Source organism: Phaeodactylibacter xiamenensis, assembly GCF_000759025.1.
Taxonomy (GTDB): Bacteria; Bacteroidota; Bacteroidia; order Chitinophagales; family Saprospiraceae; genus Phaeodactylibacter; species Phaeodactylibacter xiamenensis.
This window is the reverse complement of the sequence record NZ_JPOS01000039.1, coordinates 143,578-168,971: the sequence shown is the minus strand read 5'-3', so window position 1 is coordinate 168,971 and position 25,394 is coordinate 143,578. Positions and strand designations below refer to the sequence as shown.

The following is a 25,394-nucleotide window of genomic DNA, read 5'->3' as shown; positions in this document are numbered from 1 at the left end:
TCATCCTTTTCGCCCCCCTGCTACACAGACGATTGAAAAACAGGAACTTGGGCAAAATAGTTTCCAATCTGACTTATTTTTTCGGTGGGCGGGCAGCCTGCAGCGCGGCCTCAAAAGTGGCATAACAGGTGTAATCCTGAATAACGGTCTCTGCCCCGATAGCGTGGAGGGTATCCAAATCGCCAAGATGGCGTACGCCAACGAAGTCAATCTGAAGGTTCCGCGTGGTGGCAACGTCCCATTCGGCATCCCCCAGGTAGACGATCCTCGACAGTGCGCCGCCATTCAGGTCTTCCGCAGCAGCGATGGTTTCCTCCAGGATGGCTTCCCGGTTGGGCTTGTTGTCTCCGCCGCTGAAGAGCCGGTCTTCCACCGTAATGCCTACGTGCGAGAGCTTGATGTGGGCCGGCGTTTTCCAGCCACCGGTACCTATACCGATCAGCCGGTCGGTTTGCTGCAGCTGCCTGATGGCTTGCCTGGCTCCGGGCACTTCCCGGAAATGCTCAGGCTGTTTTTGCCTTTCCCTGCGCAGCGCATCCATATATATGGCTTGGAAATCTGCGGTTTCTTCTGTAGATGGTGTCCGTTGAAAATGCTGCCGAATGACCGTGCCGAAGATGATATTGTCGGTTACATGAGGAAATTGGCGCCAGTCGATGCTGGGAAAAGGTTTTTGGTAGACCGATTCGTAGGTTTGGGCAAAGACACGGCTGTCCCGTTTATCAGAGTAGACCAGGGTGCCGTCAACATCAAAGATGATCAGTTCCATTTGTTTCGTTTGCACTCCCTTTCGCACCCGGGAAATCCAGCTCCAGCTGAATGCCCAGGCTTTCCTGCTCTTTGGAGAGGTTAGACACTGCAACGCCGAGCAACCTCACCTGGCCTATTTCCTCCAGGTGCTCCAGCAAGAGCTCCCGCACGGTGCGCAGCAGGGTGGCCTCTTTTCTCACTTCGCGGTTGAAAGTGCGGCTGCGGGTCAGGATTTTGAAGTCCGGCGTTTTGGCTTTTAACGTCACAGTACGCCCAAAGTTGTCGCTTTTCTCCATGTACTGATGCACCACCTGACAGAGGTAAGCCAGCTTTTCTTCCATATCCGCTACCTTGGTCAGGTTTTCCTTAAAGGTACGCTCCGCACCAATGGATTTGCGGATGCGGTTGGGGTTGACCGGGCGGTGGTCCTCTGCGCGGACGATGCGGTAGTAATGCCGCCCTACTTTCCCGAACCGCTGCACCATTTCGATTTCCGAAAGGGCTTTCAAATCCCGCCCCTTGAAGATGCCCATGCGCCGCATTTTCGTGGCCGTCACTTTGCCGATGCCATGGAAGGCTTCAATATCCAGTTCTTCCAAAAACGCCAGGGCTTCTTCCGGTGGGATGACCTTCATCCCGTTCGGCTTGTTGATGTCGCTCGCCACCTTCGCCAGAAACTTGTTAAACGATATGCCTGCCGATGCCGTCAGACCCGTCTCTGCCTCAATACGCTTGCGGATCTCCCCGGCAATCAGCGTAGCAGACCTTGGGCCCCGCAGTGGCTCTGTGACATCAAGATAGGCTTCATCGAGCGACAAAGGCTCCACCAGCTCCGTATAGTCTTCAAAAATAGCTCGGATCTGCTGAGAAACAGCGCGATAGACATCAAAGCGCGATTTGACAAAAACCAGGTCGGGGCACAAGCGCTTTGCAGTAACACTGGGCATAGCCGAACGAACGCCGTACTTGCGCGCTTCATAGCTGGCAGAAGCGACCACGCCCCGAAGGCTGGAGCCTCCCACCGCCACAGGCTTACCCTTCAGCTCGGGGCGGTCGCGCTGCTCTACCGATGCATAAAAGGCATCCATGTCGATATGAATGATTTTCCGGCTAGACTCCATGTGTGTAAGATAATCGGCCTCCGGCTAAAATTACGGAAAAACTTCAGATCAGGCAGACGGCCGGTAGCGTTGGTGTGCGTAACAAATTGCACTACTTGAATAGCCTGGTAGCATTCGTGGATAAGCTGGAGCAGAGCAGGAAGCTCTACCCCAGCAGCTATCGCGCTTAAGTGCAGAGGGTTGCCCCCTGGTATTGGTAGCCGGTGGTCACTTCCTGTTTTGTGCAATTTGCCATACCTACGCAGCGGTGCCCAAAAAGCAAAACTCCCCGCCACCAACAAGGGTGCGGGGAGCGCAAAAATTGCCTGCTTAAAGCTAATTTTTAAGGTATCACGATTTTCACTGGCGTGCGACCGTGGTTGTGCTGCACCAACAGTTGGTAAAATCCGGAAGGTACGTCAGGTAAAGGCCACTCCAGGGTGTGCCTGCCTTGGGCAAGCTGCGCTTGGCGCTGTGCGATCAGTTGACCGTTATTACTGAAGAGCAGAAGCGACACTTCACCTGACGCTTCCATATAAATAGATAGTTGCAGAGGGGTATCTTTGGGTTTGGGATTTGGAAATACTTCCAGGCCGTAATGGGGGCGCCCAGATTGCAGCCCCTCTATTGTGAGTTCATCACCTGCTGGTGCACAAGAGTGGCTGGGATTGTACTTCCCTAACCGCCGCTGACGGTCGAAATGCTCTAGCGGGAAGCAGGAAATTGCCGGAGGGTTGTACGCCCGGCCTTCCATCATCGCATGTAAACCACCGGCTATGTCATCTTCAAAGCCCAGTTCATGGTTAGCAGCACCAAAGGTAGCAGCGTAGTGCATAACACCATCCGGATTGACTACATGTTGCAGCTGAAGCGCATGCCCCAGTTCATGCAGCACCACTGACTGGAAATCCAGCTCATCGGCAGCAGGAGTACCGCTGAAGGACCAGACCACATCATCTGTTTCATTATGGTGCGCCCCCCGCCGGATGACCATATCTACGTCGGTAAGCTCCCATTCAGAATCGCCGCAACGGGCATAGCGGGAAATGGTGGCAGCGAGCACCTGTTCTCCCAGCTGCTCCCGGATATCCCACTCGTCATGGTCAAAGCTTATGATATTCTGACCATCGTTGGAACTGCCGTTGACCGTTGCAGAGACCATTGGGCAATCATCACCTATGTAGATTGGTAGCCCTATTGAATCCTGCCAGGCACCGGCAGCGGCGTTGAGGGCTTCGATTGCGCCTTCCACTTCTGCCAGGGATACGCCATTGTGATTCGTATTGTTACTGAGGGTAAACAGGTACCCTCCGTCATCCCGGCTGTTGTGGTCGATAAGCTTGGGCTCATGGAATGCCCCGGAGCTCATCACATTATTATAGGCATAGGTAATATTGACAGAAAACGGGCTAAATCCAATGCCACCGGAACTTGTAAGGATTAAGGGAGTGCCAGACCCGGCTTTATGGGGAACCTTGATTTCAATCGCTGTTGTTGTCCAGGATACAATATGCCATGGAAGCGCGGCGGTATACCCCTGACCGCCCCGGTCTGCATCCCGGAAGAATATTGTACCCGTCCCTTCGCCAAAGTTTTCACCATGAATGGTTATAATATCACCGACACCAGCTGCTACCCACTCGGGCGTGATGGAATCGATCTGGGGCATCGTACTTCGGTTTAACACCGGGGCCGGAAACGCCCTGACGCGCACAGGGGGAGTACCTGTTACCGACGCAACTGCTTCGTACACAGCCGCCCGTGACATAACCTTCCCATTCATAAAATAGGCCTCTTCAGCAGTTGGATCATAAGTGACCAAAGCGCCTTGTGGCACCACCGATTGCATGGCCTGCCGGTAAGCTCGGGGCAAGCTGTAGACGGAGGGCTTGAGGGCGAAAATTCCCGCGTCGCCTACCTGAAGCTCAGTGGCAGGGGCAACCTTCACAGCTACATCACCTACGACACCGCCGAGTGCAATCAGATCGACGGAACGACCGGCATTCCCTTTGAATACCTGGTAAACCTCAAGCTCATACCGTGTGTAAATCATTTCTCCTGCACTACCCCAAAAGGAAGCAGTGCTTTTTACCCGGGCTTCCACAATCGTGGTCCCAAGTGCAAGCAAATCCTCGAAAGCAGCCGTTACGAGCGAACACTGTGCGAGACTTGAATTAGAAACCAATAAGATAGAACATAGTGTAATTAAGCAGGACAGTTTTTGCATTGTTTGGGTATTTAATGACCAAAAAACTCTCCTTAGTGTTGAACGAGCATTTATATGACAGATTACACTGTCACATTTCGAGTGTGTAGTGTTTAATTTCAGCTTTAACAAGTCATTCCTGCCATTAAGCAGTGGGGGGAGCAGCCAAGATGAATGCGACTTCTAAAATGTTAGCTGATTTGGGCTTTAGTTTTTGTGCTACTGTAAATATAGTGGCTTACGCAAATCAACTCAATGCCTCATTATATAATTTGTGACATTAATACCACGGATGATTAACCGTAAAATATTCGTATTTATTTTTTCTAATTGTATATTTTTTTATCCTACAGGGCTGAAAAAATATATTTTTTGCCGTCAACAGCTATTATGATACCCCAGACCGGTTTTTCTGTCACCTCAATACTTAAAAGAAAAGCTTTCAGAGCAGCACAAAAAACGGCCACGCCCTAACAATAACAACAAAAACAAAATCACAAAACACTACTATTCAACACTTTAAAGATTTCCAATAGACATTATCTCCCAAACAAAGTTGCAATTATGTAGTTTTTTCCCCGGTGTATTAGATTCATATTTGTAGTGTCAAAAACACCAAAACATTTCATCCGATGCAGAAATCTCAATCTAAAGACACCGCCGAGCTCCTACAATTGTTTCCGCTTTTCGAAGGCGTAGAGGCAAACGAGCTCGAGTATCTCGCCGCCCGTGCCGAATTTACCAAATTCAAAAAACATGATACAATTTACCAGTCTGGCGAACGGTCTGATTGTTTACTCTTCCTGATCAAGGGGGTAGTGAAAATCGGACGGTACTCCTCTGACGGGCGGGAAATCATCAAGCACGTCCTCCACCCTATGAGTATGTTTGGGGAGCTTTGCCTTGCAGGCGAACTTAAAAGAAAAGACTTTGCAGTGGCCATCAAAAAGGATACGCAAATTCTGAAAATCCAGATGATTCAGCTGCAACATGTGATGCGGCGGGACCCTAAGCTATCAATGCGTGTGCTCAATTTTATCGGCAACCGCCTTCAGAATGTGGAACAGCGGCTGGAATCCCTGATCTTTAAAGATGCCCGCGAGCGCATCATTGAATTCCTGAAGGAGTCAGCCCGGAAGCAAGGTAAGCGGGTAGGTTACGAAACGCTGATCAAGCATGCCCTGACTCAGCAGGATATTGCCAATATCACCGGAACGTCCCGACAGACCGTTACTTCAGTCATGAATGACCTTCGCAAAGCGAACCTGATCTACTTTAACCGGCGCACCATCTTAATCAGAGATCTCGGCCGGCTTTCCTAACAAACTGCCAATTGGTAGAGAGCGCACAGTGAATTGAGCCAGAAATGCCTGATCTGCCAAAATACAGAATCAGCAGAGGCTATTTGCATTTACTAACCGGTCCCGGGCCGGGTCGTTAATGGTACAATAAGCCCGTCTGATCCCAGAATCGTATTCGGGAAGACAGACACGGCTTCCTGCAATATACGGTCCAACACAGGGTAGCGGGTAGAATAGTGCCCCAGCAACAGGGTGCCTGCATTGGCCTCCAACGCGGTCCGCGCAGCGTCTTTCACAGTTGAATGGCCTGTTTCTTTAGCTTGTGCCTCATGTTGTTGCAGGAAAGTAGCCTCATGGTACAGCAAATCCACACCATATATATAGTCAGTCAGCGAAGGCTGATAAGCAGTATCGGAGCAGAATGCAAAAGAACGGGGTGCAGGGGGCGCAATAGTCAATGCACCATTGGGGATTACGCCATGAACTGATGAAACAAAGTCATCTCCGTTTCTGATACCGGGAATAGCCTGATAAGGAATCTGGTATTTTTCAATCAGCTCGCCCCGCATGCTACGGGGGCGTTCCTTTTCCTGAAAAAGGTAACCGGTAGCCGGCACACTGTGGCGCAGCGGCAGGCTATAAACCCGAAGATGCCTGCTTTCATACACCAGGGCATTGCGATCGGGGTCCACAGATTCGAAGTGCACAGGAAAAGACAACTGCTCAGAAAAAGAGCATGCCTGCTCCAGGAACGCACCAACCTTTGGCGGGCCAAAAACAGTCAGTGGAGAGGTACGATGATTGAGCCCCATGGAACTCAGTAGCCCGGGCAGCCCCAGCACATGGTCCCCGTGGTGGTGGGAAATGAATATATGGCTTAGTTTGCCCCATTTCACGCTGAAGTCACTAAAGCGCATCTGCGCCCCTTCTCCGCAATCAATCATAAACAACTGTTCCTGTACATTGAGCAGTTGCATGGTTGGGTACCGCCTGTAGGCAGGCACAGCCCCACTGCAGCCAAGAATGGTTAAATCAAATCGCATACCGATACAAAAAAGGCACAGCCAAAATAGTTCAGCTGTGCCTCTTTAAGTTTAAAACCTTTGCCAGTTATTTATTCACTGTCATCACCATTCAGCTCCCGCTCAATGTCCTCCATAAAGATATAATCTATCGCTTCTGATACAGTGGGTACCATAATAAGGATGGTATCCAGTCGGGAAATCTCCATGAGCTTTTTGACAGCTGGCTGTCCGGCACCGGCAAGCACAAACGATCCGATCTTCTTCCAGAGACGGTCAGCGGTAAGAATAGCACTGAGGCCGGAAGAATCAACGTACTTGACCTCAGAAAGGTCCATAATCAGGTTTTTCACATCCTTATCAGCCAATAGTACAAGCTCAGACTTGACATCCGGAGCGATAAGGGAGTTGAAATTTTCTTCCTGCAATGTGAAGACGGTATAACGTTCTTCGGTCTTTATTTTATACTCCATATAGTGTTATGGTTGTCGTTTTGATTATGGGCGAACGCAAAAATATCAATTAAGCGGCAGTCTACCTAGCTTGTCCGGCATATTTTACCTGTCTTGCAGGCATTAGGTAGCATACACCCTAAACACTGAGCCCGTTTTTAGTGTTCTGTTCGCAGAAGTAAAGAGGGAAAAGCCTGCCAAACCAGCCGGTCATCGGTCAATACAGGAAATAATGGCAGGTTTTTAAGATTGGCATTATTTTCTCTATCTTTCAGGAGTAGTGTTTTCGGCGGACTTTTAATATACCGCTCCCCATTTCAACCAATTACAAAAACCTATTTGCCCAAATTCCATTTCACTAAAATGTTAGTGCGTTGTTAAGCTTGAGAAACAGAAGAAACTAAAGAGTCCCTTCTTTTGTATTCTTGAATAATTAGTTTTAATATTGTTTGGGTAACCCAACAGGCTAAGAGAAGAAAGAAATATGAACAATAAACGTTTTTCTCCAAAAGTAAAGCAGGTCATTTCCAGAAGCCGGGACGCAGCGATACGCCTGGGTCATGACTTTATTGGAACCGAGCATCTGCTATTGGGCATAATGGCTGAACAAGACAGCCTTGCGCTCAAGGTATTGGATTCACTGGATGTCAACCCTTCTGAGCTTCAGCAAAATGTGGAAGAGTCCGTGCAGCGGATCCCCAGCGGGCAGACTGCGCTCAACGTGGGCAATCTACCACTTAACAAGCAAGCTGAGAAGGTCCTGAAAGTGACTTTCCTGGAAGCTAAAATGCTTAAAAGCGATGAAATCAGCCCGGAACATTTGCTGCTCTCCATCCTCAAGCATAAAGATAACCCTGCTTCCAAAATACTGAATCAGTTTGACGTAGATTACGACATCTACAAAGCAGAACTGGAATATGTCCGTCAGGAACAGGACTTCACAAGTTCAGCCGAGCCTTTTGCTCAGACCCCATCTGATCAGGATGATCCCTATGAGGATGATGAAGGGCAGGGCAGCGGCCGCTACCAACAGCGTAAGGGGACTTCAAAATCCCGCACGCCGGTACTGGACAATTTCGGCCGCGATATCACCAAGCTGGCTGAAGAGGACAAACTGGATCCCATTATCGGTCGTGAAAACGAAATCGAGCGGGTATCTCAAATCCTGAGCCGTCGGAAAAAGAACAACCCAATTCTGATTGGTGAGCCTGGTGTTGGTAAAACGGCTATCGTGGAAGGCCTCGCCCTTCGCATCATGCAGAAGAAAGTCAGCCGTACCCTGTTCAATAAGCGGATTGTAATGCTGGACCTTGCAGCGCTCGTTGCGGGTACCAAGTACCGTGGCCAGTTTGAGGAACGGATGAAAGCCATCATGAATGAGTTGGAGAAGTCAAGGGACGTTATCCTGTTCATTGATGAAATCCATACCATCGTAGGTGCGGGCGGGGCAACCGGCAGCCTGGATGCTTCCAATATTTTCAAGCCTGCTCTGGCGCGTGGCGAATTGCAGTGTATTGGTGCTTCCACTCTGGACGAGTACCGTCAGCATATTGAAAAAGACGGTGCACTTGACCGCCGTTTTCAGAAAGTCATCGTCGATCCGCCTTCCGCTGAGGAAGCGGTGAATATTTTGGACAACATCCGTCCGAAATACGAGGAATTCCATAATGTGAATTACTCTCAGGATGCAATCGAAGCTTGTGTCAAGCTCAGCGACCGCTACATCAGCGACCGCTTCTTGCCTGATAAGGCGATTGACGTACTCGATGAGGTAGGCGCACGGGTGCATCTCAAGAATATCCACGTTCCTGAGCATATCGAAGAACTGGAAAAGAAAATTGAAGAGCTCAAGGATCAGAAGAATCAGGCTGTAAAAAACCAGCAGTACGAAAAAGCTGCGGACCTCCGGGATAAGGAGTCCAAGCTCGTCCGTCAGCTGGAATTTGCCAAGATTCAATGGGAAGAGGAGGTCAAGACCAAGCGCTATCCCGTTAGCGAAGAAGATATTGCCGAAGTGGTTTCCATGATGACCGGTATTCCGGTCCGGAGAGTTGCCCAAAGCGAAAGCAAGAAGCTGGTAGGCATGGACAATGACCTTCAGAACGTAATCATTGGGCAGAACGAGGCTATTACTAAGATCACCCGGGCTATTCAGCGTAACCGCGTTGGACTGAAAGACCCTACCAAGCCGATTGGGTCCTTCATTTTCCTCGGGCCTACCGGTGTGGGTAAGACGGAGCTTGCTAAGTCGCTCGCCCGTTACATCTTTGATTCTGAAGATGCTCTGGTGCGGCTTGATATGAGCGAGTACATGGAGAAATTCTCTGTGAGCCGGCTTATCGGTGCGCCTCCCGGCTATGTTGGATACGAGGAAGGTGGCCAACTGACTGAGAAAGTCCGCCGCAAGCCTTACTCTGTTATCCTGCTGGATGAGATCGAAAAGGCACACCCTGATGTCTACAATATTTTGCTGCAGGTGCTTGATGATGGTCAGCTGACTGACGGTCTGGGCCGTAAGGTTGACTTCAAAAACACCTTGATCATTATGACCTCCAACGTTGGCGTACGTCAGTTGAAGGATTTCGGCCAGGGGGTTGGCTTTGCCACTCAGGCACGTCAGAGCGCCGCAGATGATAACGCGAAGGGTGTGATTCAAAATGCACTCAAGCGCACCTTCTCTCCGGAGTTCCTCAACCGTGTGGACGATGTAGTGATCTTCAACAGCCTGGATCAGGACGATATCTTTAAGATTATCGATATCACATTGAAAGACCTTCACAAGCGTCTTGAAAATATGGATTATACTTTGATCTTGTCCGAAGATGCAAAGAAGTTTGTAGCCGAAAAAGGGTACGACCCTCAATTTGGCGCACGTCCGCTGCACCGGGCCATTCAAAAGTATATCGAGGACCCGCTTGCGGAGTTCATCCTCAATTCTAACCCGGACGCGGGCTCGACCCTCGAAGCGGTGATGAACGATGATGAAACCGGGCTCAAGATCACACTGAGCAAAGAAGTGAATACGGATGCATAAACAGCATTAAAATATAAAAGCAGCCCTTTTGACAGTAGTCAATTGGGCTGCTTTTTGTGTTTCAAGCTTACTCCGGGTGTAAATCTGGATTTTGCTGAACTTTTTTTTGAATATTTTAATTAAGTTAGTAGTGCTGGTGTCAAAACCACAATGCACTTTTTATTTTTTAACAAAAAAAGAATCTATTGGCAAAGAGATCTGGTAGAAGAGGTTTTAATACCCGTACTGACAACAAACCCGAGTTTAGAATCAACGAACACATTCGCGTACCTGAAATCCGGCTTGTAGGCGAAAACGTTGAAGAGATTGGCGAAGCTGTGGGCCAGCAACTGGAGGCAGGCACCGTCTACCCTACCCGTGCAGCAAAAGACTGGGCACGAAAAGTGGAGCTTGATCTGGTTGAAATTTCTCCGAATGCAAAGCCGCCGGTCGTCAAGATTATCGACTTCAACAAGTTTCTTTACGAGAAAAAGAAAAAGGAGAAAGAAATCAAGGCAAAAGCCGCCAAAACGGTGATCAAGGAAATCCGATTCGGCCCCAATACCGATGATCATGACTTTGATTTCAAGGTCCGCCATGCCAAAGGATTCCTTGAAGATGGTGCTAAAGTAAAAGCTTATGTACACTTCCGGGGCCGTACTATTGTCTTTAAGGAACGTGGCGAACTTCTGCTCCTTCGATTCCTCAAAGAGCTCGAAGACTATGGCACTGCCGAGGCACTGCCTAAAATGGAAGGGCGTAGAATGATCGTAATGATTTCGCCGAAAAAAAGCAAGAAGAAGTAGACCGGCTACTCAATCCGGTCTTTACCCGCAATACCATAACTTTACTGCTAAACTTTTTCATAAACAATTGAAATTTGTTTAGCAGTAGGGTTTATTTTTCTTACCTTTGCATTCCCTTTTCAAGGACTATTTCAATATTAAAGCTATTAGCAATGCCAAAGATGAAGACTCACTCCAGTGCCAAGAAGCGTTTCAAGCGCACTGGCTCTGGCAAGATCAAGCGGTACCAGGCAAAGACTTCGCACATGATGCGCAACAAAAGCAAAAAAGCGAAACTCCGCCTGCGTGACTCCACAGTTGTACACGAGCACAACGAAGACCGCGTGAAGCGTCTGCTTTGCATGTAATTCATTTCTAATTTTTTAACGAGAACGCAGGACGAAAGCGTCGCCCATTTGGTAGATGGCACCTCTGCGTTGTACTAAAAAATCCAAACTATGCCACGTTCAGTGAATGCCGTTGCTTCCCGCAAACGGCGCAAGAAAATCTTAAAAATGGCGCGGGGTTACTTCGGTGCCCGCAGCAAAGTCTACACTGTAGCTAAAAACGCTGTAGAAAAAGGTCTGGTCTATGCCTACCGCGACCGCAAAGCCAAAAAGCGCGCATTTCGCCGCCTTTGGATTGCACGTATCAATGCTGCAGCGCGTCAAAACGGGATTTCTTATTCCCGCTTGATCCACCAACTATCAGAAAACAACGTCGAGCTTAACCGCAAAGTCCTCGCTGACCTCGCAATGCACCACCCGGATGCATTCAAAGCTGTGGTTGACTCCGTTAAAAAATAACGTCTCCCAAGCCGGAGCAATGAAGAGGGAAGTAACCTTGCGGGTTGCTTCCCTTTCCTTATTTTGACCCAACTTTTAAGTATTGCGCTATGATAAACAAGCTCCTGACCATTGCAATTGCCGCCGCCCTCCTCACAGGCTGCGCCTCCGAAAGCAATAACAGTACCTTAGCAGATGACCCGGTAAATGTCGAAACCGATAGCCTCCGCACCGATTCGCTGCCTCCGCAAAAAGCCGTTAGCGGTATTGCCGTGGACACAAGCCACTTTGAGTACGAAGATGGTGTGCTCCGCCTGACCTGGGAAATGCTGTCCGATGTCGTTTTTACCGATGAGTATAGCGATGAAGTGCAAGCCTATGTCCCCTACCCTACCTTCGGTGCTCAGCTGCAGGCCATTGAAGGGCGTGAAGTTCTAATTGAAGGCTATATCATTCCACTGGAAGAAACAGGCGATGAAACCATTCTGGTCCTGAGCGCCTTACCCTACAGTAGCTGTTTTTTCTGCGGTGGTGCCGGGCCTGAGTCGGTCATGGATATCAAACTTCGCCCGGATGAAAAAAGGAAATTTACCACGGATGACCGGATGACCTTCCTTGGTAAACTAAGGCTGAATGACGATGATTTGTATTATCTGAACTACATACTCGAAGACGCAGCTGTCTACCAGTAGTTCTGTTACCGCAGTGTCAAATCACGCTGCTTATTCTTTGCAAAGCAGCTAACTTTACTTGCTTTCACTTCGGAAATGTATTATTTTTAATCTTGATATCTCCCCATCTTTTAGTAACTTTTTTCTCCGTTATTTTGGGTTCAGTGCCAGTCCTCTCACCCTCCCCATGAGCACAGGACTATATTAAAATCTATGCACCAATATGCTAAGCACTAAGATGCACAAAACACTGATAGTCGCATGTACCGTCTTCCTGACTTTCAGCTCGTGCAAAAAAGACAATCCGATTGATGAGGCTCCATCAATAGATCAGGAACTCACCGAAACGCTGAAAGATGTTTCTAAGTCCGGAGGTTTAGCTTTTTTTCAACTGCCTTCAGCAGATGATTACAATCAAATCCCGCAGGATCCGGCCAACCCGCTTACTGAAGCTAAAGTAGAATTGGGTAAATTTCTCTACCACGAAACCGGCATTGCCCGCAACCCCCGGGACATCGCAGGCCTGGGCACTTACTCCTGCGCCTCCTGCCATTTCGCTTCCGCCGGATTTCAGGCCGGACGGCATCAGGGCATTGGTGAAGGCGGAGAAGGCTTTGGCTTTAATGGGGAATCCCGGGACAAAAGTGAAGCGTATAATGTCCTCAACGTGGATGTTCAGCCCATCCGTAGCCCAACGACTTTAAACTCGGCCTACCAGATAGCCATGCTTTGGAACGGGCAGTTTGGTGCCAAGGGCATCAATGCCAACACCGAATATGCATGGACGGCAGGCACTCCTAAAGCATTAAACCACCTTGGTTTTCATGGTGTGGAAACTCAGGCTATTGCAGGGCTTTCCGTGCATCGCCAACTGGAGGACACCTCAGATGTATCCGACCTGTCGAATTATAAGGCCTTATTTGATGCGGCCTTCCCGGAGCGCCCCGTAGCTGAACGCTACAACCGGGTCGCTGCCGGTCTGGCTATTGCCGCTTACGAACGAACCCTGCTGCCCAATGAAGCGCCCTTTCAGCGATGGCTGCGCGGAGACATCGATGCGATGAACGCATTAGAAAAAGAAGGTGCACTCGTTTTCTTCGGCAAAGCACAGTGTGGCAATTGCCATACCGGCCCGGCGCTCAACAGCATGGAATTTCACGGTATTGGGCTGGGCGACTTGATGGATTGCCCGGAGGAGGTATTACTGACCTCTGTAAATGCTCCGGAGCACCTCGGCCGGGGCGGCTTTACCAACCGGGCAGAGGATATGTACAAATTCAAGGTGCCTCAGTTATACAACCTCAAAGACTCCCCATTCTACGGGCATGGGGGAACTTTACGGTCGATCCGGGAAGTAATCGAATACAAAAATAAGGGCGTCCCACAAAAGTCTACAGTCCCTGCCGGACAGCTGTCGGAAGGCTTTGTACCGTTGGGGCTGACCGATCAGGAGATTGATGCGCTGATTGCCTTTGTTGAGAATGCCCTCTATGACCCCAACCTGGACCGTTACGTACCTGAAACACTGCCAACAGGGCAGTGCTTCCCTAATGCAGACCCAATGTCTCAGGAAGACCTGGGTTGTTACTAAATCCCGGCTTTTGCATTAAAACTTAACCCACCACCCTTCTTTTTCCGTATCCGATCGGTCATAATCTACCCGGTGTACCAGTTGCCCTCCGGCATTCTTCAGAATGATGCGGCCTCCGGTATTCAGCAACCGGACACGTCCCAAGCCCACTCGCACAACGCTGCCCGCCTGAAGTGTGTAAGCCGCCAACCGATCGGTATTGCCGTTCTGGTCTTCAATACTCCAACCGCCTAACGCTACCGGCTGATCAGACAAGTTGACCAGCATTAGCTTTTCAGCGCCGGACTCCGGGCCTCTGGGGTTGATTAATGCAGCGACAATTTGAACAGCCTGACTCTCAGCCTCCGGCACTTCGGGCTCATCAGGGACAGGATCATTTACCGGAGCGGCTTGCCGTACGGCCCTCGCAGCATTAACCTTTCCGTAGCCAAACCATTCGGAATACCCGCTGGCATCGTAGCTCCCTTTCAGATTACCAAGAATGGGGTCCGGATTCTGGTCTGTTATTTTGTCTGTTGTGTTTTTCAGAAGCTCGAGTAGTTCAGAAGCTGAAAGCTTAGGATTTACAGATTTGACAAGCGCGGCCACGCCTGCTGCCAGGGGACAGGCACTGGAGGTCCCCCCAAAATTACCCGTATAGCGGCTCCCCGGGGCAAAACCAAGCCCTGTATCCTCGTTGTCCGTTGTCCAAATCCCTCTGCCCGGCAGTCGTTCCTGCTGATTGAGCGGGTTCCAGTTGTCACTGGGAGCGGCAACGGTTATGCCTTCGCCCCAGTTGGAATAAGCGGATTTGCGGGCCAGGCTGGTCGAAGCCGCCACTGCCACTACATCAGGATGGGCAGCATAACCATTCACAATGGGCCCGGTAGTAGTCTTCAACCCCTGGGAGGGGTGGCGCCAGGTAAATCCGGTATTATTCATATCCCGGATTGGCGCATTGTAATTGCCTGCCGCAAAAAAGACCAGGCACCCGCGTCCATCTGGTCCTCCATTGCGGTGCAGGCGTTCCATCTGATTACTCAAAAGCGTACTCAGAGGTGCGTACACAGGCACTGGCCCCCAGCTACAGGATAGGATATGGGCATTGCGCCCGGCGTAGTCAAAAATATCGAAAAGCATATTGTCATCGGCACTCAGCGGAAACCGAATGGGCAGAAAGCTGCACCCCGGAGCTGCGCCAACAATCCCCGTACCATTTTCTTCCCCTATGGCTACACCGGCACAGGGCGTACCGTGGAAGTCCCCACTTGCCCGCTCCGGCCCCGGATAACTATCCCGCCCTGAGTAGTCACGAGCACCCACTACTTTTCCTATGCCTGACAAATCAGGATGCGAGAGGTCAAAACCATCATCAATTACAGCAACCGTAACCGCTCGGTCCCCCCGGCTGATCCTCCAGGCTGCAGTACAATCCACGCCGGCCTCAGCAACCAGCTCAAGGCCAGCTCGCGCCTGTAAGTGCCACTGCTCTGCAAAAAGCGGGTCTGAAGGCTCATACTGTGGGGCGAAGCGGTTGATTAGGTTTGGTTCAGCATATTCCAGGCGGCCATCTTCTGCCAGTTCGTTACTCACTTTGAGCGGGTTTTTGCGGGCAGCATGCGTCACCTGTACCAGGCAGGCTTCCTGATTGTTGTCGTAGCTTTTCAGAAAACGAAGCCCATATTGTTGCAACACGGCCTCTTTTTCCGCTGTGCTGAGTACTTCCCTGAATTTAAGGATCAGCTGGTCCGTCAAATAATAACGGGTAGCCGCATCACCCTCCGGGCAGTAGGCGTGGTGGCAAATCAAGGGGCAGGCACTATGCGTACGCAAATGCTCCATGAGCTGATCGAGTTGGCCTTCCTCTGTTTCTATTTTGTATACATTGCCCAACACTTGCTTGGTCTGACGAAGCCCCGGCTGAGCGGCCAATACGGCCCGGGCGGGAGCATCCGGCAGGATAGCCGTAAAAAAATGAGCCGATCGTTCCAGTTTTATGCGCTCCGAGCCACGGTACAGATAATAATCGAGGGTCATAGTGTGTTTTTTATTGGATGTTTAGCGTACTGAGCGTTTTGCCATTGGGGGAGCATTTGCTAAAAACAGGCATGCAGCGCCCCCGGTACGTACAATAATACGTTTTTTCAACTCAGATGATCAAAAGGGCCATATCAAATTTTTATTAAATGAAGACAACACTTCTTTTGCTTACCGCTATTTTGGCATTGCACTGCTCCACTTTAGATGCTCCTGTGGAGCCTGCCACCGCCCCCGGTACTGCGCAAGCCATGCTTGAAGCCGTCAATGACCTGCGGACCCGGGGCTGCCGCTGTGGCCTGAAGCGTATGCCACCGGCGCCTCCCCTGAGCTGGGACAACCGTTTGCAACAAGCTTCCCAACGGCATGCTAAAGATATGGCGCAGCAGGGCTTTTTCAGCCATCAGGGGTCTGATGACAGCAATGTCAGCACCCGCGCCCGGGATGCAGGTTTTGCCTGGAAGAATATCGGTGAAAATATTGCCTATAACTATCCGGATGCAGCTGCCGTAGTGGCCGGCTGGCAGGAAAGCCCTCCCCATTGCAGGAATATGATGTCGGCAGACTTCAGGCAGATGGGTGCTGCTGTTTACGGTGGTTATTGGGTACAGGTGCTGGGGCAGGAGTAACCCCTCTGCTTATCGGGGCAATTGAATGTAAAAAACCGTTCCTTTTCCTGGTTCGCTATCCAAACGAATGGAGCCGCCGTGCTGCTCCACAATCCTATGGCAAATCGACAATCCAAGCCCTGACCCCTCAATATCTGCATGGTTGTGCAAACGAATAAAAGGTTTAAAGATTTTGGGTAGAAATACCTGATCCATACCTATACCATTATCAGCGACACTGAACACCCAGGAGGTCTCCTCCTGCCGGGCCTCCTCCCGAATCACAGGATCCTGACCGGAGCGGTACTTCAGGCTATTTTGGATGAAATTGCTAAAGAGCTGATACAAGCGGCTGTAGTCTCCTTTGATAACAGGCAATTCGGAAAATATAACCCTGCCGTTGACGGCTGTAATTTCGCTGCGCAGCCCCCGTTCCACATCTTCTATCAGGTGTTGCATATTCACATCCTGAAATTTGGCGGGCAGCTCCCTTATGCTTGCATCAGTGGATAAGTCCTTAATCAGTTGCTCCATCCTCTGGGCTGCCTGCATAATGAAGTCTACGTACTCTTGCTGAGGCCCTGATAAAGGCCCAAGGCTCCGGAGCAACAGTTGCATGAAGCTCATAATATTGCGCAAGGGTGTTTTGAGGTCGTGAGAAACAGCGTGCGTGTACTGCATCAGTTCCTGGTTCACTTTTCTCATTTCGGCCTGCTGCTCTTTGAGTTGGCGGGTCAGCCCGGTGACCTCCTCCAACGCAGCCCGTTGCGCCTTTAGCGAAAATAAAAGGTTCGAACTGTTATCATTAGAGGGAAAATCTGCGAGGCTGAGCTGTAGCTCATCCATATTTTCATCAGGGTTCAGCAGTAAACTGCCCATAAAAATGAGAGTTCGGTCATCCCCTCTAAAGGTGATAAACTCCCCTTTGATCTGAGATTTTTTATCTTTAATATCAAATATGATTACCGCGCCAATCAAATCATAAAACGCCTCATGAGACAAATCCACCTCATATGGGAAACGCAACTGCAGTACATCACTTATAGGCAGGGGGGTACCATTCCAGTTGAGGACTTTAGCCAGGCTGTTGCCAATATTGACGAGAGTGTTGTGCTCATCCAATGCAAAGAAAAAAGGGAAAAAACGATTTAAAAACTTTATGCTTGCGACCATTTCACCTCAAGACCTGATTAACAACTCCTAAAAAAACTTCTCCAACACACCGCCGGTGCACCGGGACCATTTCACTCATGATAGCAAAACGTCAAAGTAGATGTTCTCCGGCGACATGATATAAACCTTTACTAATCATTTTTTTACACTTTAATGTCAATAATAAACTCTTCACAGATCGATTCTTTCTCACAGGGGCCTGTATGCTTTACTTCCAAAGGTGTATCAAAATATTCCCCCAACCCCTGAACCATACCTACAACAAAAGCCTGTAACCCTTGCCGCTCGCTTCGATAATAAAGCTTTAATTGGTTTTCTCCCAGGCGCTCACATCGAAAAGAAGGAGGCCGAAGCTCCGGGAAAACGTGGCTCATGCCGGCATGCATATGGTCCAGGTTAGACAGGAAGGTATACAGATCTTTGCCCGCGAGTTTCAACATATCACCATATCCATGTACTGCGTTGTATTCTATCCAGTGGCGTCCAAATTCCATCAGCATATCAGGTATAGATTGCCCGGTGTAACTTGCTGCCTCAGCAACCATACGGTGGGTTAGCTCATCTGGGTAAGGCTCTAGATTGACGAAGATGTCATCTTCCAGTTTTATCCTTTTACAAATCGCCTGCCAGGCAGTTTCCCCGTAACGCTGAAAAATCGCATCCTTTATTACCTTGTTTACCAGTCCATACATACACATAAAAAAAGGTAAAATATATCAGAATGCCGAAAATCGAGCGCATAATCAGCTACCCGATGGTGTAGCTCTGGCAGATTAATCAGATTGGCAGCTCTTCAATTTTTGCCACCAGCACCTTCGCATGGGCTTCCATCACCTCATGGGAAAGCCCTGCTGTATGAGGGGTGAGGATTACATTTGGAGCCTGCCGCAGATATTGAAAGGGAGCGGGCAGGGTACTCAGCTCCAGAACATTGAAAGCCTGCTCTTCGTACTCCAGTACATCGAGCGCAGCGCCCAGTACTTTACCGGATTGCAACTGCCTGACCAGGGCTGCCGTATCCAGGATTAGCCCGCGGGCAGTGTTGAGCAGATAGAATGGCTTGGCGAAACCCGTGAGCAGCTTTTCATCAATAAAGTAGTGGTTATCTGCATCGTAGGGAATGTGCACGGTAACGATGTCAGCCTCCCTTTGCAACTGCGCCAGGCTAACTTCTTCTACCTTGTGATTTCCGAATCCGCGTTTGAACTTATCGTAAGCGATCACCCGGCATCCGAAACCCGACAGGCGCTGAGCCACAGCCGATCCAATATTGCCATAACCAATAATGCCAACTGTACGATGCCGCAGCTCAAAGCTCTGATTGCTTTTGCGGTCCCAAATGCCCTGCTGTATTTCCTGGTGCGCTTTATTGATATGGTTGAGCAGCCCCAGCATCATGCCCATGGTTTGTTCTGCTACAGTATCCCGGCTGCCCTCCGGTGAGTTTAGCACGGCAATGCCCCGGCTTTCGGCGTAAGCCACATCCACATGCTCCAGCCCAATGCCCATGCGGGCGATGAACCGCAAATTAGGGCAGGCATCCAAAAAAGCGCGGTCCAGCGTAAACCGGCTTCTAAGGATAAGCCCCGTGGCCCTTTGCAAATCTTCCCGAAGGCTTTCAAAAGGTTCCGTATAAGCAGCACGCACTTCATAGCCCGCCTTGCTAAGCTGATCAGGTAAATAAGGGTGCGGTTTGTCCAAACAGATAATGAGACCGGTCGGCATTTGTAAAAAAAGCTTTAGATTGAGTGCAAACGAAAAACATGACAAAGGTATACTTTCTACTCGTACTGATTTTAGGAATCAACGCTTGCACCATGAAGGAATCGTCTGATCAGTCCTCCGCTACTAAAGCCCCCCCTGCCAACATGCTGATGATTGGCACCTACACTCAAAAGCTGGGGCATGTGAATGGCAAAGCAGCCGGGATTTACACCCTCGCTCCGGCCGGAGACAGCCTTTTTGCCCGTGCTCACACCACAACTGGCATTGAGAACCCTTCCTACCTGACGATCGATACCGCCGCACGCATGCTCTACGCCGCCAGCGAACTGGTGCCCGGAGGAGCCGACAGCAGTGGCTACATTTACAGCTACAAAATAGGCCCGGAAGGCGGGCTCACTTTCCTTAACCGGCAGCCTTCCTACGGTTTTGCGCCCTGCTATGTCAGCATCAGCAACGATGGCCAGTTTGTGATGGCAGCGAACTATGTAGGTGGAACAGTCGCCGTTTACCCACGTAACAAGGATGGCAGCCTGGGCGAAGCAACCGATCAGCAGACCTTTACCGGATCCGGCCCGCACGAGCAGCAGGAAGCTTCTCATCCGCATTGTATCATACAGGCTCCCAAAGGCCCCTGGGTGTATATCGCGGATAAAGGCACCGACCGGGTGATGAGCTTCAGGCTAACAGCGAAAGGGCTGCTCCAGCCAACAGATCAGCAGTTTGTACAGACTGCTCCCGGAGCCGGCCCCCGGCATTTGGCTTTTCACCCTACCCTGCCGGTAACCTACCTGATTAATGAAATCAACAACACGGTGGACGTATTCCAAATGGAAAAAACCACCGGCGCTTTGTCCCCCATCCAAACACTGGCAACACTGCCTGATGACTTCTCGGATTTCAGTGCCTGTGCCGACATCCACGTCAGCCCGGATGGCCACCACCTTTACGCTTCCAACCGCGGGCACAACAGCCTGGCTATTTACCGTATTCAGGCCGAAAACGGACAGTTGGAGCACTTGGGCTGGGTGCCTACACAGGGCGACTTCCCCCGCAATTTTATGATCTCAGAAGATGGGAGTCAGCTGTTTGTTGCCAATCAGAACAGCGACAATATCGTCATTTTTGACCGCGACCCGGCGTCCGGACAGCTCATCCGGCAGGCAGTGATCGACTGCCCCACACCCGTTTGCATAAAATCTGTTGAACTATGAAAGGTAATATCCCTTCCAGAAAGAAGGTCATGATTAGCGTCAAGCGCTCCTTCATGAACTACCTGAGGAAAAACAACCGCACGGCCGATCTGCCCATGCAGTACGACGACCTCCTGCGCTATGAGTCCTCCATCCCCCTGCTTGATCAGGAAGGCAACGATACGCTTTGGGAAACGGTCTATTACTCTCAGTCCGACTTCGAGGACGTCAACCAGGCCATGAAGCTGATCTACGCCCTGCTCAAAACTGATGGGGACGTGGAAGTACTCGATCACCTGACGGTAGCCCGTATCGACTTCTGCACCTTTGGGAATACCAAGCCCTTCCGGGTACGCATCATCAACCGGCTGAATGACAACTACGACCATTTTTACATTAAAAAAGCGGATGCTTCCCGGGTGTATGGGCTGGAACTGGAGTGGCTGCTTTCGCCCAATCACGTCACCTACCTGATAGACGGGGCCACGCTAATTGAAGAGCACGTGGCCGGTATCCCCGGAGATGATTTCATGAAGCACAACCTGGACGACACTACCTTCAATCAAATCCGTATTGCCAAGGAATTCATTAAGTTTAATGAGCGTTGCTTTGTAAGGTTGCTGGGAGATATGCGGGCTTACAACTACGTCATTGCCATCACGCCGGATATTGAAGGCTCTCAGTACCGCATGCGCCCAATTGACTTTGATCAGCAGTCTTTTGAGGGAAGAAAGGGGTTTTACCTGCCGCAGTATTTCCGGGAAAACGACCCCATCATCTACCTGGGCATGCAGCACATGACTGCGGAAACCGTCAAGCAGTATCAGCTGGAAGAGCGCAGCCTGATCGCAGGACGGGTCAAGACGTCACAAAAACAATTCAAGGCGTTGATGGACGTTATGATGAAGGATGAGATTTCGACACCGGAGAAAACCAGGGAATTGGCAGATGGGCTGGCGCACCACCACAAAAATAAACGCTTTGAGGATTGCCGCACGATGGGAGAAGTGGTCTTGACTAACATTCAGCTGTTGCTCGAGAAAGACTTCAAACAAAGCATTCTGTTAAAGCCCGGAAACTAAAAAACCTCCCTCCTTTGAATCTCAGAGGAGAGAGGCTATCCCAAAAACCGATTATATATGTCAAAAATCCCAATTTATATTGAATAATAAAAATTTCTATCCGATTAATTCTGTATTTATTTCAAAACGAGCTAATTCTGTTGCGTCATGGATGGGTTAAATGCAACTGAAGTGAAACGTTACGCCCGCCACCTTGCGATTCCGGGGTTTGGCCCGAAGGGACAGGTACGGTTAAAGCAAAGCCGGGTGCTGGTGATCGGAGCAGGCGGGCTGGGCAGTCCGGTACTGTTGTATCTGGCAGCAGCTGGCGTTGGGCACCTGACCATCGTTGATTTTGACCGGGTGGAAATGAGCAACTTGCAGCGGCAGGTTCTTTTCACAGAATCAGATCTGGGGCACCCCAAGGCGGAAGCTGCAGCTAACCACCTGCGCAGGCTGAACCCGCAAATTGAGATCAGCGCAATTGTTGCCCCTTTTTCCAGGGAGAACGCCCGCGAGCTGATCCGTCAGGCCGACCTGGTCATCGACGGTACCGACAACTTCCCCACCCGCTACCTGAGCAACGATGCCTGTGTGCTGGAAGGCAAGCCGCTGGTGTACGGCAGCATCTACCGGTTTGAAGGGCAGGTTTCGGTCTTCAACCTGCTACGGGAAGATGGCAGCCGTGGCCCCAACTACCGGGATATTTTCCCCACACCTCCTCCGCCCGAGCTAGTGCCCAATTGTGCCGAAGGAGGCGTACTGGGTGTACTGCCCGGCATTATCGGCAGCATGCAGGCCAATGAAGCCATCAAAGTGCTGGCACAGATTGGGGAGCCGTTGGATGGCAAACTCTATCTTTTTGATGCGGCTACCCTTCTGTCCCGGACGATTAAAATTGTAAAGCATCCGGAAGTGCACATCGGGCAATTAATTGATTACGATCAGTTTTGCAATCCTGCTCCTGCAAAGCCAATGCCGTCTATCACTGTAAAGGATTTGGCGGAATGGCGTAAGCAGGGCAAGCCTCACCAACTGATAGACGTTCGGGAGCCCTACGAGTACGAAATCGCCAATCTGGGCGGGCGCCTCATACCAATGGCTGAACTTCCCGCACGTAGCAGCGAGCTTTCAAAGGAAACGCCTTTAGTCCTGCATTGCCGGAGCGGACAGCGGTCGGCACGTGCGGTGAGGCAATTGCAGGAGGCCGGCTTTCAAGACCTTTATAATTTGGAAGGCGGGATTCTGGCCTGGGCCGAAGCCATCGATCCGCAAATGACAACTTATTGATGTTTCCAAGCCTGTCAGTCCGCTTTGAGCCGGTACCACAACCGGACTGCTCCATTGCTGTAGGACTTTGAATCGAGGAGTTCCACCATCGTCTCCGGAATGTCACCTGGGAATAGGGGAATCCCCTCTCCCAGGAAAATGGGCATCAGGAACAGGGTAAATTCATCCACCAACTGCTCCTTCATCAGAGCTTTGATGATTTGAGCACCGCCGTCGCAGTAAATGTCCTTGCCAGGCCTGGCTTTGAGCTCCCGGGCCAGTTCCACCACCTCTCCTTTGTGAAAAATGATGCCGGGCTGAGCCGGAATCTCCTGCCGGGTGACGACGTAGCAATGCGGGTATTGCTCAGCAGCAGGGAAGTTCCCCGCAATTTTCATAACCACATCATACGTCCGCCGCCCAACGAGGTAGGTATCGACCGACTCAGAAAATTCGGCATGCCCAAAGTCTTCCCCTTCGAAGCGGGACAGAAAGCTCAGGTCATCACCAGGACCGGCGATATAGCCATCGAGGCTAAGGGCGATGAACAGTTTTATTTTGCGCATGGTCAACTGATTAATTCCCGGACGGCACCTTCCACTTCCAATAGCAAGTCGGCACCGTAGGCTTTGGCCGGGGTTTGGAATCCGGGCTTGGCCTGCCCTTTGAGTATCCGCTCGACGATCATAACACTGGTCAGGGCGGTGAGGGTGTACCCTTCCGGCATGACGGAACGCGCGGTCCGGGTTTCACCTTTGGCATTCGTTACCCGGCCCCAAACGAGGCTGCGACCGTTTTTGCGCTGCTCGGCAGAAGGCCCGGCGGGGCTGCTTAGCACCCGCTTACGGGCACGCGCTTTGACAAATGGCAGGCGCAGGAACCAGCCGAAGTACTTCTGCAATTTGACATAGCGGTACGTTTTGGGGTGCACCGCAGTGTAGGTTTCAATATTCGGGATGCCGGAGGAATAGTAAGCCGTGGAGACGTCACCCCATGGGATGGTCATCACGAAACGCTTAAAGTCATCGGCAAATTCCACCGTCATCGCTTTGTGCCCAAGGGGGACTTTCGTGATTTTGCCATTCTGCCGAACGGCGCTGCTTTGTCCCAGATTTTCCGCCATCGTCAGGGCCGTACCCCGGGAAAAGCGGGTGCCCTGAGAAGCAAACGCCAGTTGCAGATGGGTGGCATCCGGGAGTAGTTCTTTGAGGAAAACCGCCATGCAATCGGTAGGTACCACGTCGAAGCCGGTGCCTGGCATCATCATGATTTCCGCTCTTGAGGCCTTTTCGCCCAGAGCTGCGCCCGTTTCAAACACCGGGATTTCTCCGGTAATATCCAGGTAATGGGTGCGGCTGCGCAGGCAGGCTTCCATCATAGGGCGTGCGGTATGGATAAACGGGCCGGCAGCGTGCAGGACCAAACCGCAGCCTTCCAGCTGTTTCGCTATGTTTTCGGCATCGTCCAGCGAAAAAATCCGGTATTCCAGCCCGAGTTCTTCCGCCAGGGGTTGCACCTTGGATTCCGTCCGGCCTGCCAGAATTGGGGTTAAGCCGCAGTCTTTGGCATGGCGTGCGATCAGCTCACCGGTATAGCCATTCGCACCGTAGATCATCCACTGTTGTTGCATCAATTGACTTTTTGTGAAGAGGCAAGATAGGGAATTCTATTTCAAATCTGCTACCATCAGGTTGCAGCCCCGCACATCGCTGGCATCAAGGCGGCCGAGGACTTCAAAGCTGCCATCTTCGTAGACGCGCCCGAGGTCATCCGTGGCGATGAAACTGATGGTATCCAGATTGGCCAGGTCGATAATATTCAGGGCTCCGGTCCTGCCGGTAGAAGGCTGCGCAAAGGGGTCGGTGATTTCACGGGTGCGCACCTGCATCGTTGGGGAGGCCCGAAAAAGCCCGTTGCCGGTGGAATAGGCCTGAGACAGGAGTTCTGTCATTCCATATTCGGAATGAATTTGCTCCACCTGAAAGGCCTGCCTGAGCTGAGCATGCAGTTCCTCCCGGGTGAGCTCCCGGCGGCGGCCTTTCATGCCCCCGGTTTCCATGATGGTGATGCCGGATAAATCCGTGGGGTGGGCTTCTGCCAGGTCGAGCAAGGCGAAGCTTACGCCAATTAGTAAGGTCGGCTGCTGGCTTTTTTGGCACTTTTGCAAAATCCTTAGCAGCTCACCGGTGTTATACAAAAAGAATCCACTGTGCGGATGCCCGGATTGGCGAATAAAATCTTCCACCATAAAAACCAGGGAGGAGCCACTGCGTTCCAGATAAGAGGGTAGCAATGCCAGTACACAGTAGTCGTTGAGGCTTCCGTAGAAAGTTTCAAAGCCCCGGCGGGCACTTTGCTGATAAAAAGCCTTGCTGCGCAGCAGGTGTTTGCTGGAAATAGCTCCGGTTGTGCCGCTGCTACTGAAGATTGCCTCCGGTTGCCAATCACCGGTTTGAATGGTATAGCTTTTAAGCAGCGAGATCGGCAGGAAGGGGATATCAGAAAGGCGTTGAACTTTTTCCGGCGGTTGCCCAAGCAGCTCCAGGTAGCGTTGGTAGAGTGGATTACACGCCGCCTGAAACCTGAACACCTCCAGTGCTAAGGGTCCAAAATCAGGGGCAGTGACGTGCCCGATGCGCTCTTTCAGCGCTGCATGTTCTTTTTTATAATTCAACA

The 25,394-nt window shown here is 50.8% G+C and carries 23 protein-coding genes; 11 read left to right on the top strand and 12 right to left on the bottom strand.

The annotated features are described in order from the left end of the window. Positions 1-73 precede the first annotated feature (73 nt). The 3 genes from IX84_RS17145 to IX84_RS17135 form a co-directional block, all read right to left on the bottom strand. Entirely contained in the window at positions 74-769 is a 696-nt protein-coding gene (locus IX84_RS17145) for an HAD family hydrolase (RefSeq protein ID WP_044223503.1), read from the bottom strand. Next, positions 750-1,871, bottom strand: coding sequence for a DNA polymerase IV (gene dinB, locus IX84_RS17140; protein ID WP_072013668.1), 1,122 nt, complete (start codon positions 1,869-1,871; stop codon positions 750-752). The genes IX84_RS17145 and dinB overlap by 20 nt, the downstream gene beginning before the upstream one ends. A 322-nt stretch (positions 1,872-2,193) precedes the next feature. After that, a complete protein-coding gene (locus IX84_RS17135) occupies positions 2,194-4,077 on the bottom strand; it encodes a matrixin family metalloprotease (protein ID WP_081968810.1) in 1,884 nt (627 codons plus the stop codon). Positions 4,078-4,688: 611 nt separating this feature from the next. Between IX84_RS17135 and IX84_RS17130 the strand changes: the two genes are divergently transcribed. Beyond that, positions 4,689-5,378 carry a Crp/Fnr family transcriptional regulator gene (locus IX84_RS17130; RefSeq protein ID WP_044223496.1) on the top strand — a complete coding sequence of 230 codons (690 nt, stop codon included), beginning with the start codon at positions 4,689-4,691 and terminating at the stop codon, positions 5,376-5,378. 92 nt (positions 5,379-5,470) lie between these two features. Here the strand turns inward: IX84_RS17130 and IX84_RS17125 are convergent, their stop codons facing one another. Both IX84_RS17125 and IX84_RS17120 read right to left on the bottom strand, forming a co-directional pair. Then, the gene (locus IX84_RS17125) at positions 5,471-6,400 is read right to left on the bottom strand and encodes a ribonuclease Z (RefSeq protein ID WP_044223494.1); all 930 of its coding nucleotides are present in this window, start codon (positions 6,398-6,400) and stop codon (positions 5,471-5,473) included. A 71-nt stretch (positions 6,401-6,471) separates the two neighbouring features. After that, on the bottom strand, positions 6,472-6,852 hold the full coding sequence (locus IX84_RS17120) for an STAS domain-containing protein (protein WP_044223492.1): 381 nt from the start codon (positions 6,850-6,852) through the stop codon (positions 6,472-6,474). A 463-nt stretch (positions 6,853-7,315) separates the two neighbouring features. On the opposite strand from IX84_RS17120, the gene IX84_RS17115 reads away from it, so the two are divergent. The 6 genes from IX84_RS17115 (at position 7,316) to IX84_RS17090 (ending at position 13,676) form a co-directional block, all read left to right on the top strand. Continuing rightward, positions 7,316-9,865, top strand: coding sequence for an ATP-dependent Clp protease ATP-binding subunit (locus IX84_RS17115; RefSeq protein WP_044223489.1), 2,550 nt, complete (start codon positions 7,316-7,318; stop codon positions 9,863-9,865). Positions 9,866-10,050: 185 nt separating this feature from the next. Next, positions 10,051-10,650 carry a translation initiation factor IF-3 gene (infC, locus tag IX84_RS17110; RefSeq protein ID WP_044223486.1) on the top strand — a complete coding sequence of 200 codons (600 nt, stop codon included), beginning with the start codon at positions 10,051-10,053 and terminating at the stop codon, positions 10,648-10,650. 152 nt (positions 10,651-10,802) lie between these two features. After that, positions 10,803-10,997, top strand: coding sequence for a 50S ribosomal protein L35 (gene rpmI, locus IX84_RS17105; protein ID WP_072013667.1), 195 nt, complete (start codon positions 10,803-10,805; stop codon positions 10,995-10,997). Between the two features lie 90 nt (positions 10,998-11,087). Beyond that, a complete protein-coding gene (gene rplT / locus IX84_RS17100; protein WP_044223482.1) occupies positions 11,088-11,435 on the top strand; it encodes a 50S ribosomal protein L20 in 348 nt (115 codons plus the stop codon). An 89-nt stretch (positions 11,436-11,524) separates the two neighbouring features. After that, positions 11,525-12,106, top strand: a complete 582-nt coding sequence (locus tag IX84_RS17095) for a hypothetical protein (RefSeq protein WP_202965263.1) — start codon at positions 11,525-11,527, stop codon at positions 12,104-12,106. Between the two features lie 202 nt (positions 12,107-12,308). Further along, positions 12,309-13,676: a cytochrome-c peroxidase gene (locus IX84_RS17090; RefSeq protein ID WP_044223480.1), complete on the top strand. Its 1,368-nt coding sequence runs from the start codon at positions 12,309-12,311 to the stop codon at positions 13,674-13,676. Between the two features lie 15 nt (positions 13,677-13,691). Here the strand turns inward: IX84_RS17090 and IX84_RS17085 are convergent, their stop codons facing one another. Beyond that, the gene (locus IX84_RS17085; protein WP_052516116.1) at positions 13,692-15,692 is read right to left on the bottom strand and encodes a S8 family serine peptidase; all 2,001 of its coding nucleotides are present in this window, start codon (positions 15,690-15,692) and stop codon (positions 13,692-13,694) included. A 149-nt stretch (positions 15,693-15,841) separates the two neighbouring features. Between IX84_RS17085 and IX84_RS17080 the strand changes: the two genes are divergently transcribed. Then, positions 15,842-16,321 carry a CAP domain-containing protein gene (locus IX84_RS17080; protein ID WP_052516114.1) on the top strand — a complete coding sequence of 160 codons (480 nt, stop codon included), beginning with the start codon at positions 15,842-15,844 and terminating at the stop codon, positions 16,319-16,321. Positions 16,322-16,330: 9 nt separating this feature from the next. Here IX84_RS17080 and IX84_RS17075 read toward each other — a convergent pair whose 3' ends face one another. The 3 genes from IX84_RS17075 to IX84_RS17065 all read right to left on the bottom strand — a co-directional run bounded on the left by IX84_RS17075 (position 16,331) and on the right by IX84_RS17065 (position 19,198). Continuing rightward, complete coding sequence (locus tag IX84_RS17075; RefSeq protein WP_052516112.1) at positions 16,331-17,473, bottom strand: sensor histidine kinase; 1,143 nt, start codon at positions 17,471-17,473, stop codon at positions 16,331-16,333. Between the two features lie 143 nt (positions 17,474-17,616). Further along, complete coding sequence (locus IX84_RS17070) at positions 17,617-18,165, bottom strand: heme NO-binding domain-containing protein (protein WP_044223478.1); 549 nt, start codon at positions 18,163-18,165, stop codon at positions 17,617-17,619. Positions 18,166-18,250: 85 nt separating this feature from the next. Beyond that, positions 18,251-19,198: an NAD(P)-dependent oxidoreductase gene (locus IX84_RS17065; RefSeq protein ID WP_044223475.1), complete on the bottom strand. Its 948-nt coding sequence runs from the start codon at positions 19,196-19,198 to the stop codon at positions 18,251-18,253. A gap of 38 nt (positions 19,199-19,236) precedes the next feature. Between IX84_RS17065 and IX84_RS17060 the strand changes: the two genes are divergently transcribed. From IX84_RS17060 to moeB, 3 genes are all read left to right on the top strand, one after another. Beyond that, positions 19,237-20,409, top strand: coding sequence for a lactonase family protein (locus IX84_RS17060; protein WP_052516110.1), 1,173 nt, complete (start codon positions 19,237-19,239; stop codon positions 20,407-20,409). Beyond that, entirely contained in the window at positions 20,406-21,470 is a 1,065-nt protein-coding gene (locus IX84_RS17055; RefSeq protein WP_044223474.1) for a hypothetical protein, read from the top strand. The genes IX84_RS17060 and IX84_RS17055 overlap by 4 nt, the downstream gene beginning before the upstream one ends. A 147-nt stretch (positions 21,471-21,617) precedes the next feature. Then, positions 21,618-22,739 carry a molybdopterin-synthase adenylyltransferase MoeB gene (gene moeB, locus IX84_RS17050; RefSeq protein ID WP_044223471.1) on the top strand — a complete coding sequence of 374 codons (1,122 nt, stop codon included), beginning with the start codon at positions 21,618-21,620 and terminating at the stop codon, positions 22,737-22,739. 14 nt (positions 22,740-22,753) lie between these two features. Here the strand turns inward: moeB and IX84_RS17045 are convergent, their stop codons facing one another. The 3 genes from IX84_RS17045 to IX84_RS17035 are packed head-to-tail and all read right to left on the bottom strand — an operon-like array spanning position 22,754 to position 25,392. Next, positions 22,754-23,284 carry a dihydrofolate reductase family protein gene (locus IX84_RS17045; RefSeq protein ID WP_044223468.1) on the bottom strand — a complete coding sequence of 177 codons (531 nt, stop codon included), beginning with the start codon at positions 23,282-23,284 and terminating at the stop codon, positions 22,754-22,756. Positions 23,285-23,286: 2 nt separating this feature from the next. Further along, on the bottom strand, positions 23,287-24,348 hold the full coding sequence (locus IX84_RS17040) for a saccharopine dehydrogenase family protein (protein ID WP_044223467.1): 1,062 nt from the start codon (positions 24,346-24,348) through the stop codon (positions 23,287-23,289). A gap of 36 nt (positions 24,349-24,384) precedes the next feature. Then, complete coding sequence (locus IX84_RS17035) at positions 24,385-25,392, bottom strand: long-chain-fatty-acid--protein ligase (RefSeq protein WP_052516108.1); 1,008 nt, start codon at positions 25,390-25,392, stop codon at positions 24,385-24,387. Positions 25,393-25,394 lie beyond the last annotated feature (2 nt).

What these genes read in the sequence shown, in the direction of transcription:
- IX84_RS17145 (WP_044223503.1), bottom strand. Translation starts at nt 769, where the DNA reads ATGGAACTGATCATCTTTGATGTTGACGGCACCCTGGTCTACTCTGAT.
- dinB (WP_072013668.1), bottom strand. Translation starts at nt 1,871, where the DNA reads ATGGAGTCTAGCCGGAAAATCATTCATATCGACATGGATGCCTTTTAT.
- IX84_RS17135 (WP_081968810.1), bottom strand. Translation starts at nt 4,077, where the DNA reads ATGCAAAAACTGTCCTGCTTAATTACACTATGTTCTATCTTATTGGTT.
- IX84_RS17130 (WP_044223496.1), top strand. Translation starts at nt 4,689, where the DNA reads ATGCAGAAATCTCAATCTAAAGACACCGCCGAGCTCCTACAATTGTTT.
- IX84_RS17125 (WP_044223494.1), bottom strand. Translation starts at nt 6,400, where the DNA reads ATGCGATTTGATTTAACCATTCTTGGCTGCAGTGGGGCTGTGCCTGCC.
- IX84_RS17120 (WP_044223492.1), bottom strand. Translation starts at nt 6,852, where the DNA reads ATGGAGTATAAAATAAAGACCGAAGAACGTTATACCGTCTTCACATTG.
- IX84_RS17115 (WP_044223489.1), top strand. Translation starts at nt 7,316, where the DNA reads ATGAACAATAAACGTTTTTCTCCAAAAGTAAAGCAGGTCATTTCCAGA.
- rpmI (WP_072013667.1), top strand. Translation starts at nt 10,803, where the DNA reads ATGCCAAAGATGAAGACTCACTCCAGTGCCAAGAAGCGTTTCAAGCGC.
- rplT (WP_044223482.1), top strand. Translation starts at nt 11,088, where the DNA reads ATGCCACGTTCAGTGAATGCCGTTGCTTCCCGCAAACGGCGCAAGAAA.
- IX84_RS17095 (WP_202965263.1), top strand. Translation starts at nt 11,525, where the DNA reads ATGATAAACAAGCTCCTGACCATTGCAATTGCCGCCGCCCTCCTCACA.
- IX84_RS17090 (WP_044223480.1), top strand. Translation starts at nt 12,309, where the DNA reads ATGCTAAGCACTAAGATGCACAAAACACTGATAGTCGCATGTACCGTC.
- IX84_RS17085 (WP_052516116.1), bottom strand. Translation starts at nt 15,692, where the DNA reads ATGACCCTCGATTATTATCTGTACCGTGGCTCGGAGCGCATAAAACTG.
- IX84_RS17080 (WP_052516114.1), top strand. Translation starts at nt 15,842, where the DNA reads ATGAAGACAACACTTCTTTTGCTTACCGCTATTTTGGCATTGCACTGC.
- IX84_RS17075 (WP_052516112.1), bottom strand. Translation starts at nt 17,473, where the DNA reads ATGGTCGCAAGCATAAAGTTTTTAAATCGTTTTTTCCCTTTTTTCTTT.
- IX84_RS17070 (WP_044223478.1), bottom strand. Translation starts at nt 18,165, where the DNA reads ATGTATGGACTGGTAAACAAGGTAATAAAGGATGCGATTTTTCAGCGT.
- IX84_RS17065 (WP_044223475.1), bottom strand. Translation starts at nt 19,198, where the DNA reads ATGCCGACCGGTCTCATTATCTGTTTGGACAAACCGCACCCTTATTTA.
- IX84_RS17060 (WP_052516110.1), top strand. Translation starts at nt 19,237, where the DNA reads ATGACAAAGGTATACTTTCTACTCGTACTGATTTTAGGAATCAACGCT.
- IX84_RS17055 (WP_044223474.1), top strand. Translation starts at nt 20,406, where the DNA reads ATGAAAGGTAATATCCCTTCCAGAAAGAAGGTCATGATTAGCGTCAAG.
- moeB (WP_044223471.1), top strand. Translation starts at nt 21,618, where the DNA reads ATGGATGGGTTAAATGCAACTGAAGTGAAACGTTACGCCCGCCACCTT.
- IX84_RS17045 (WP_044223468.1), bottom strand. Translation starts at nt 23,284, where the DNA reads ATGCGCAAAATAAAACTGTTCATCGCCCTTAGCCTCGATGGCTATATC.
- IX84_RS17040 (WP_044223467.1), bottom strand. Translation starts at nt 24,348, where the DNA reads ATGCAACAACAGTGGATGATCTACGGTGCGAATGGCTATACCGGTGAG.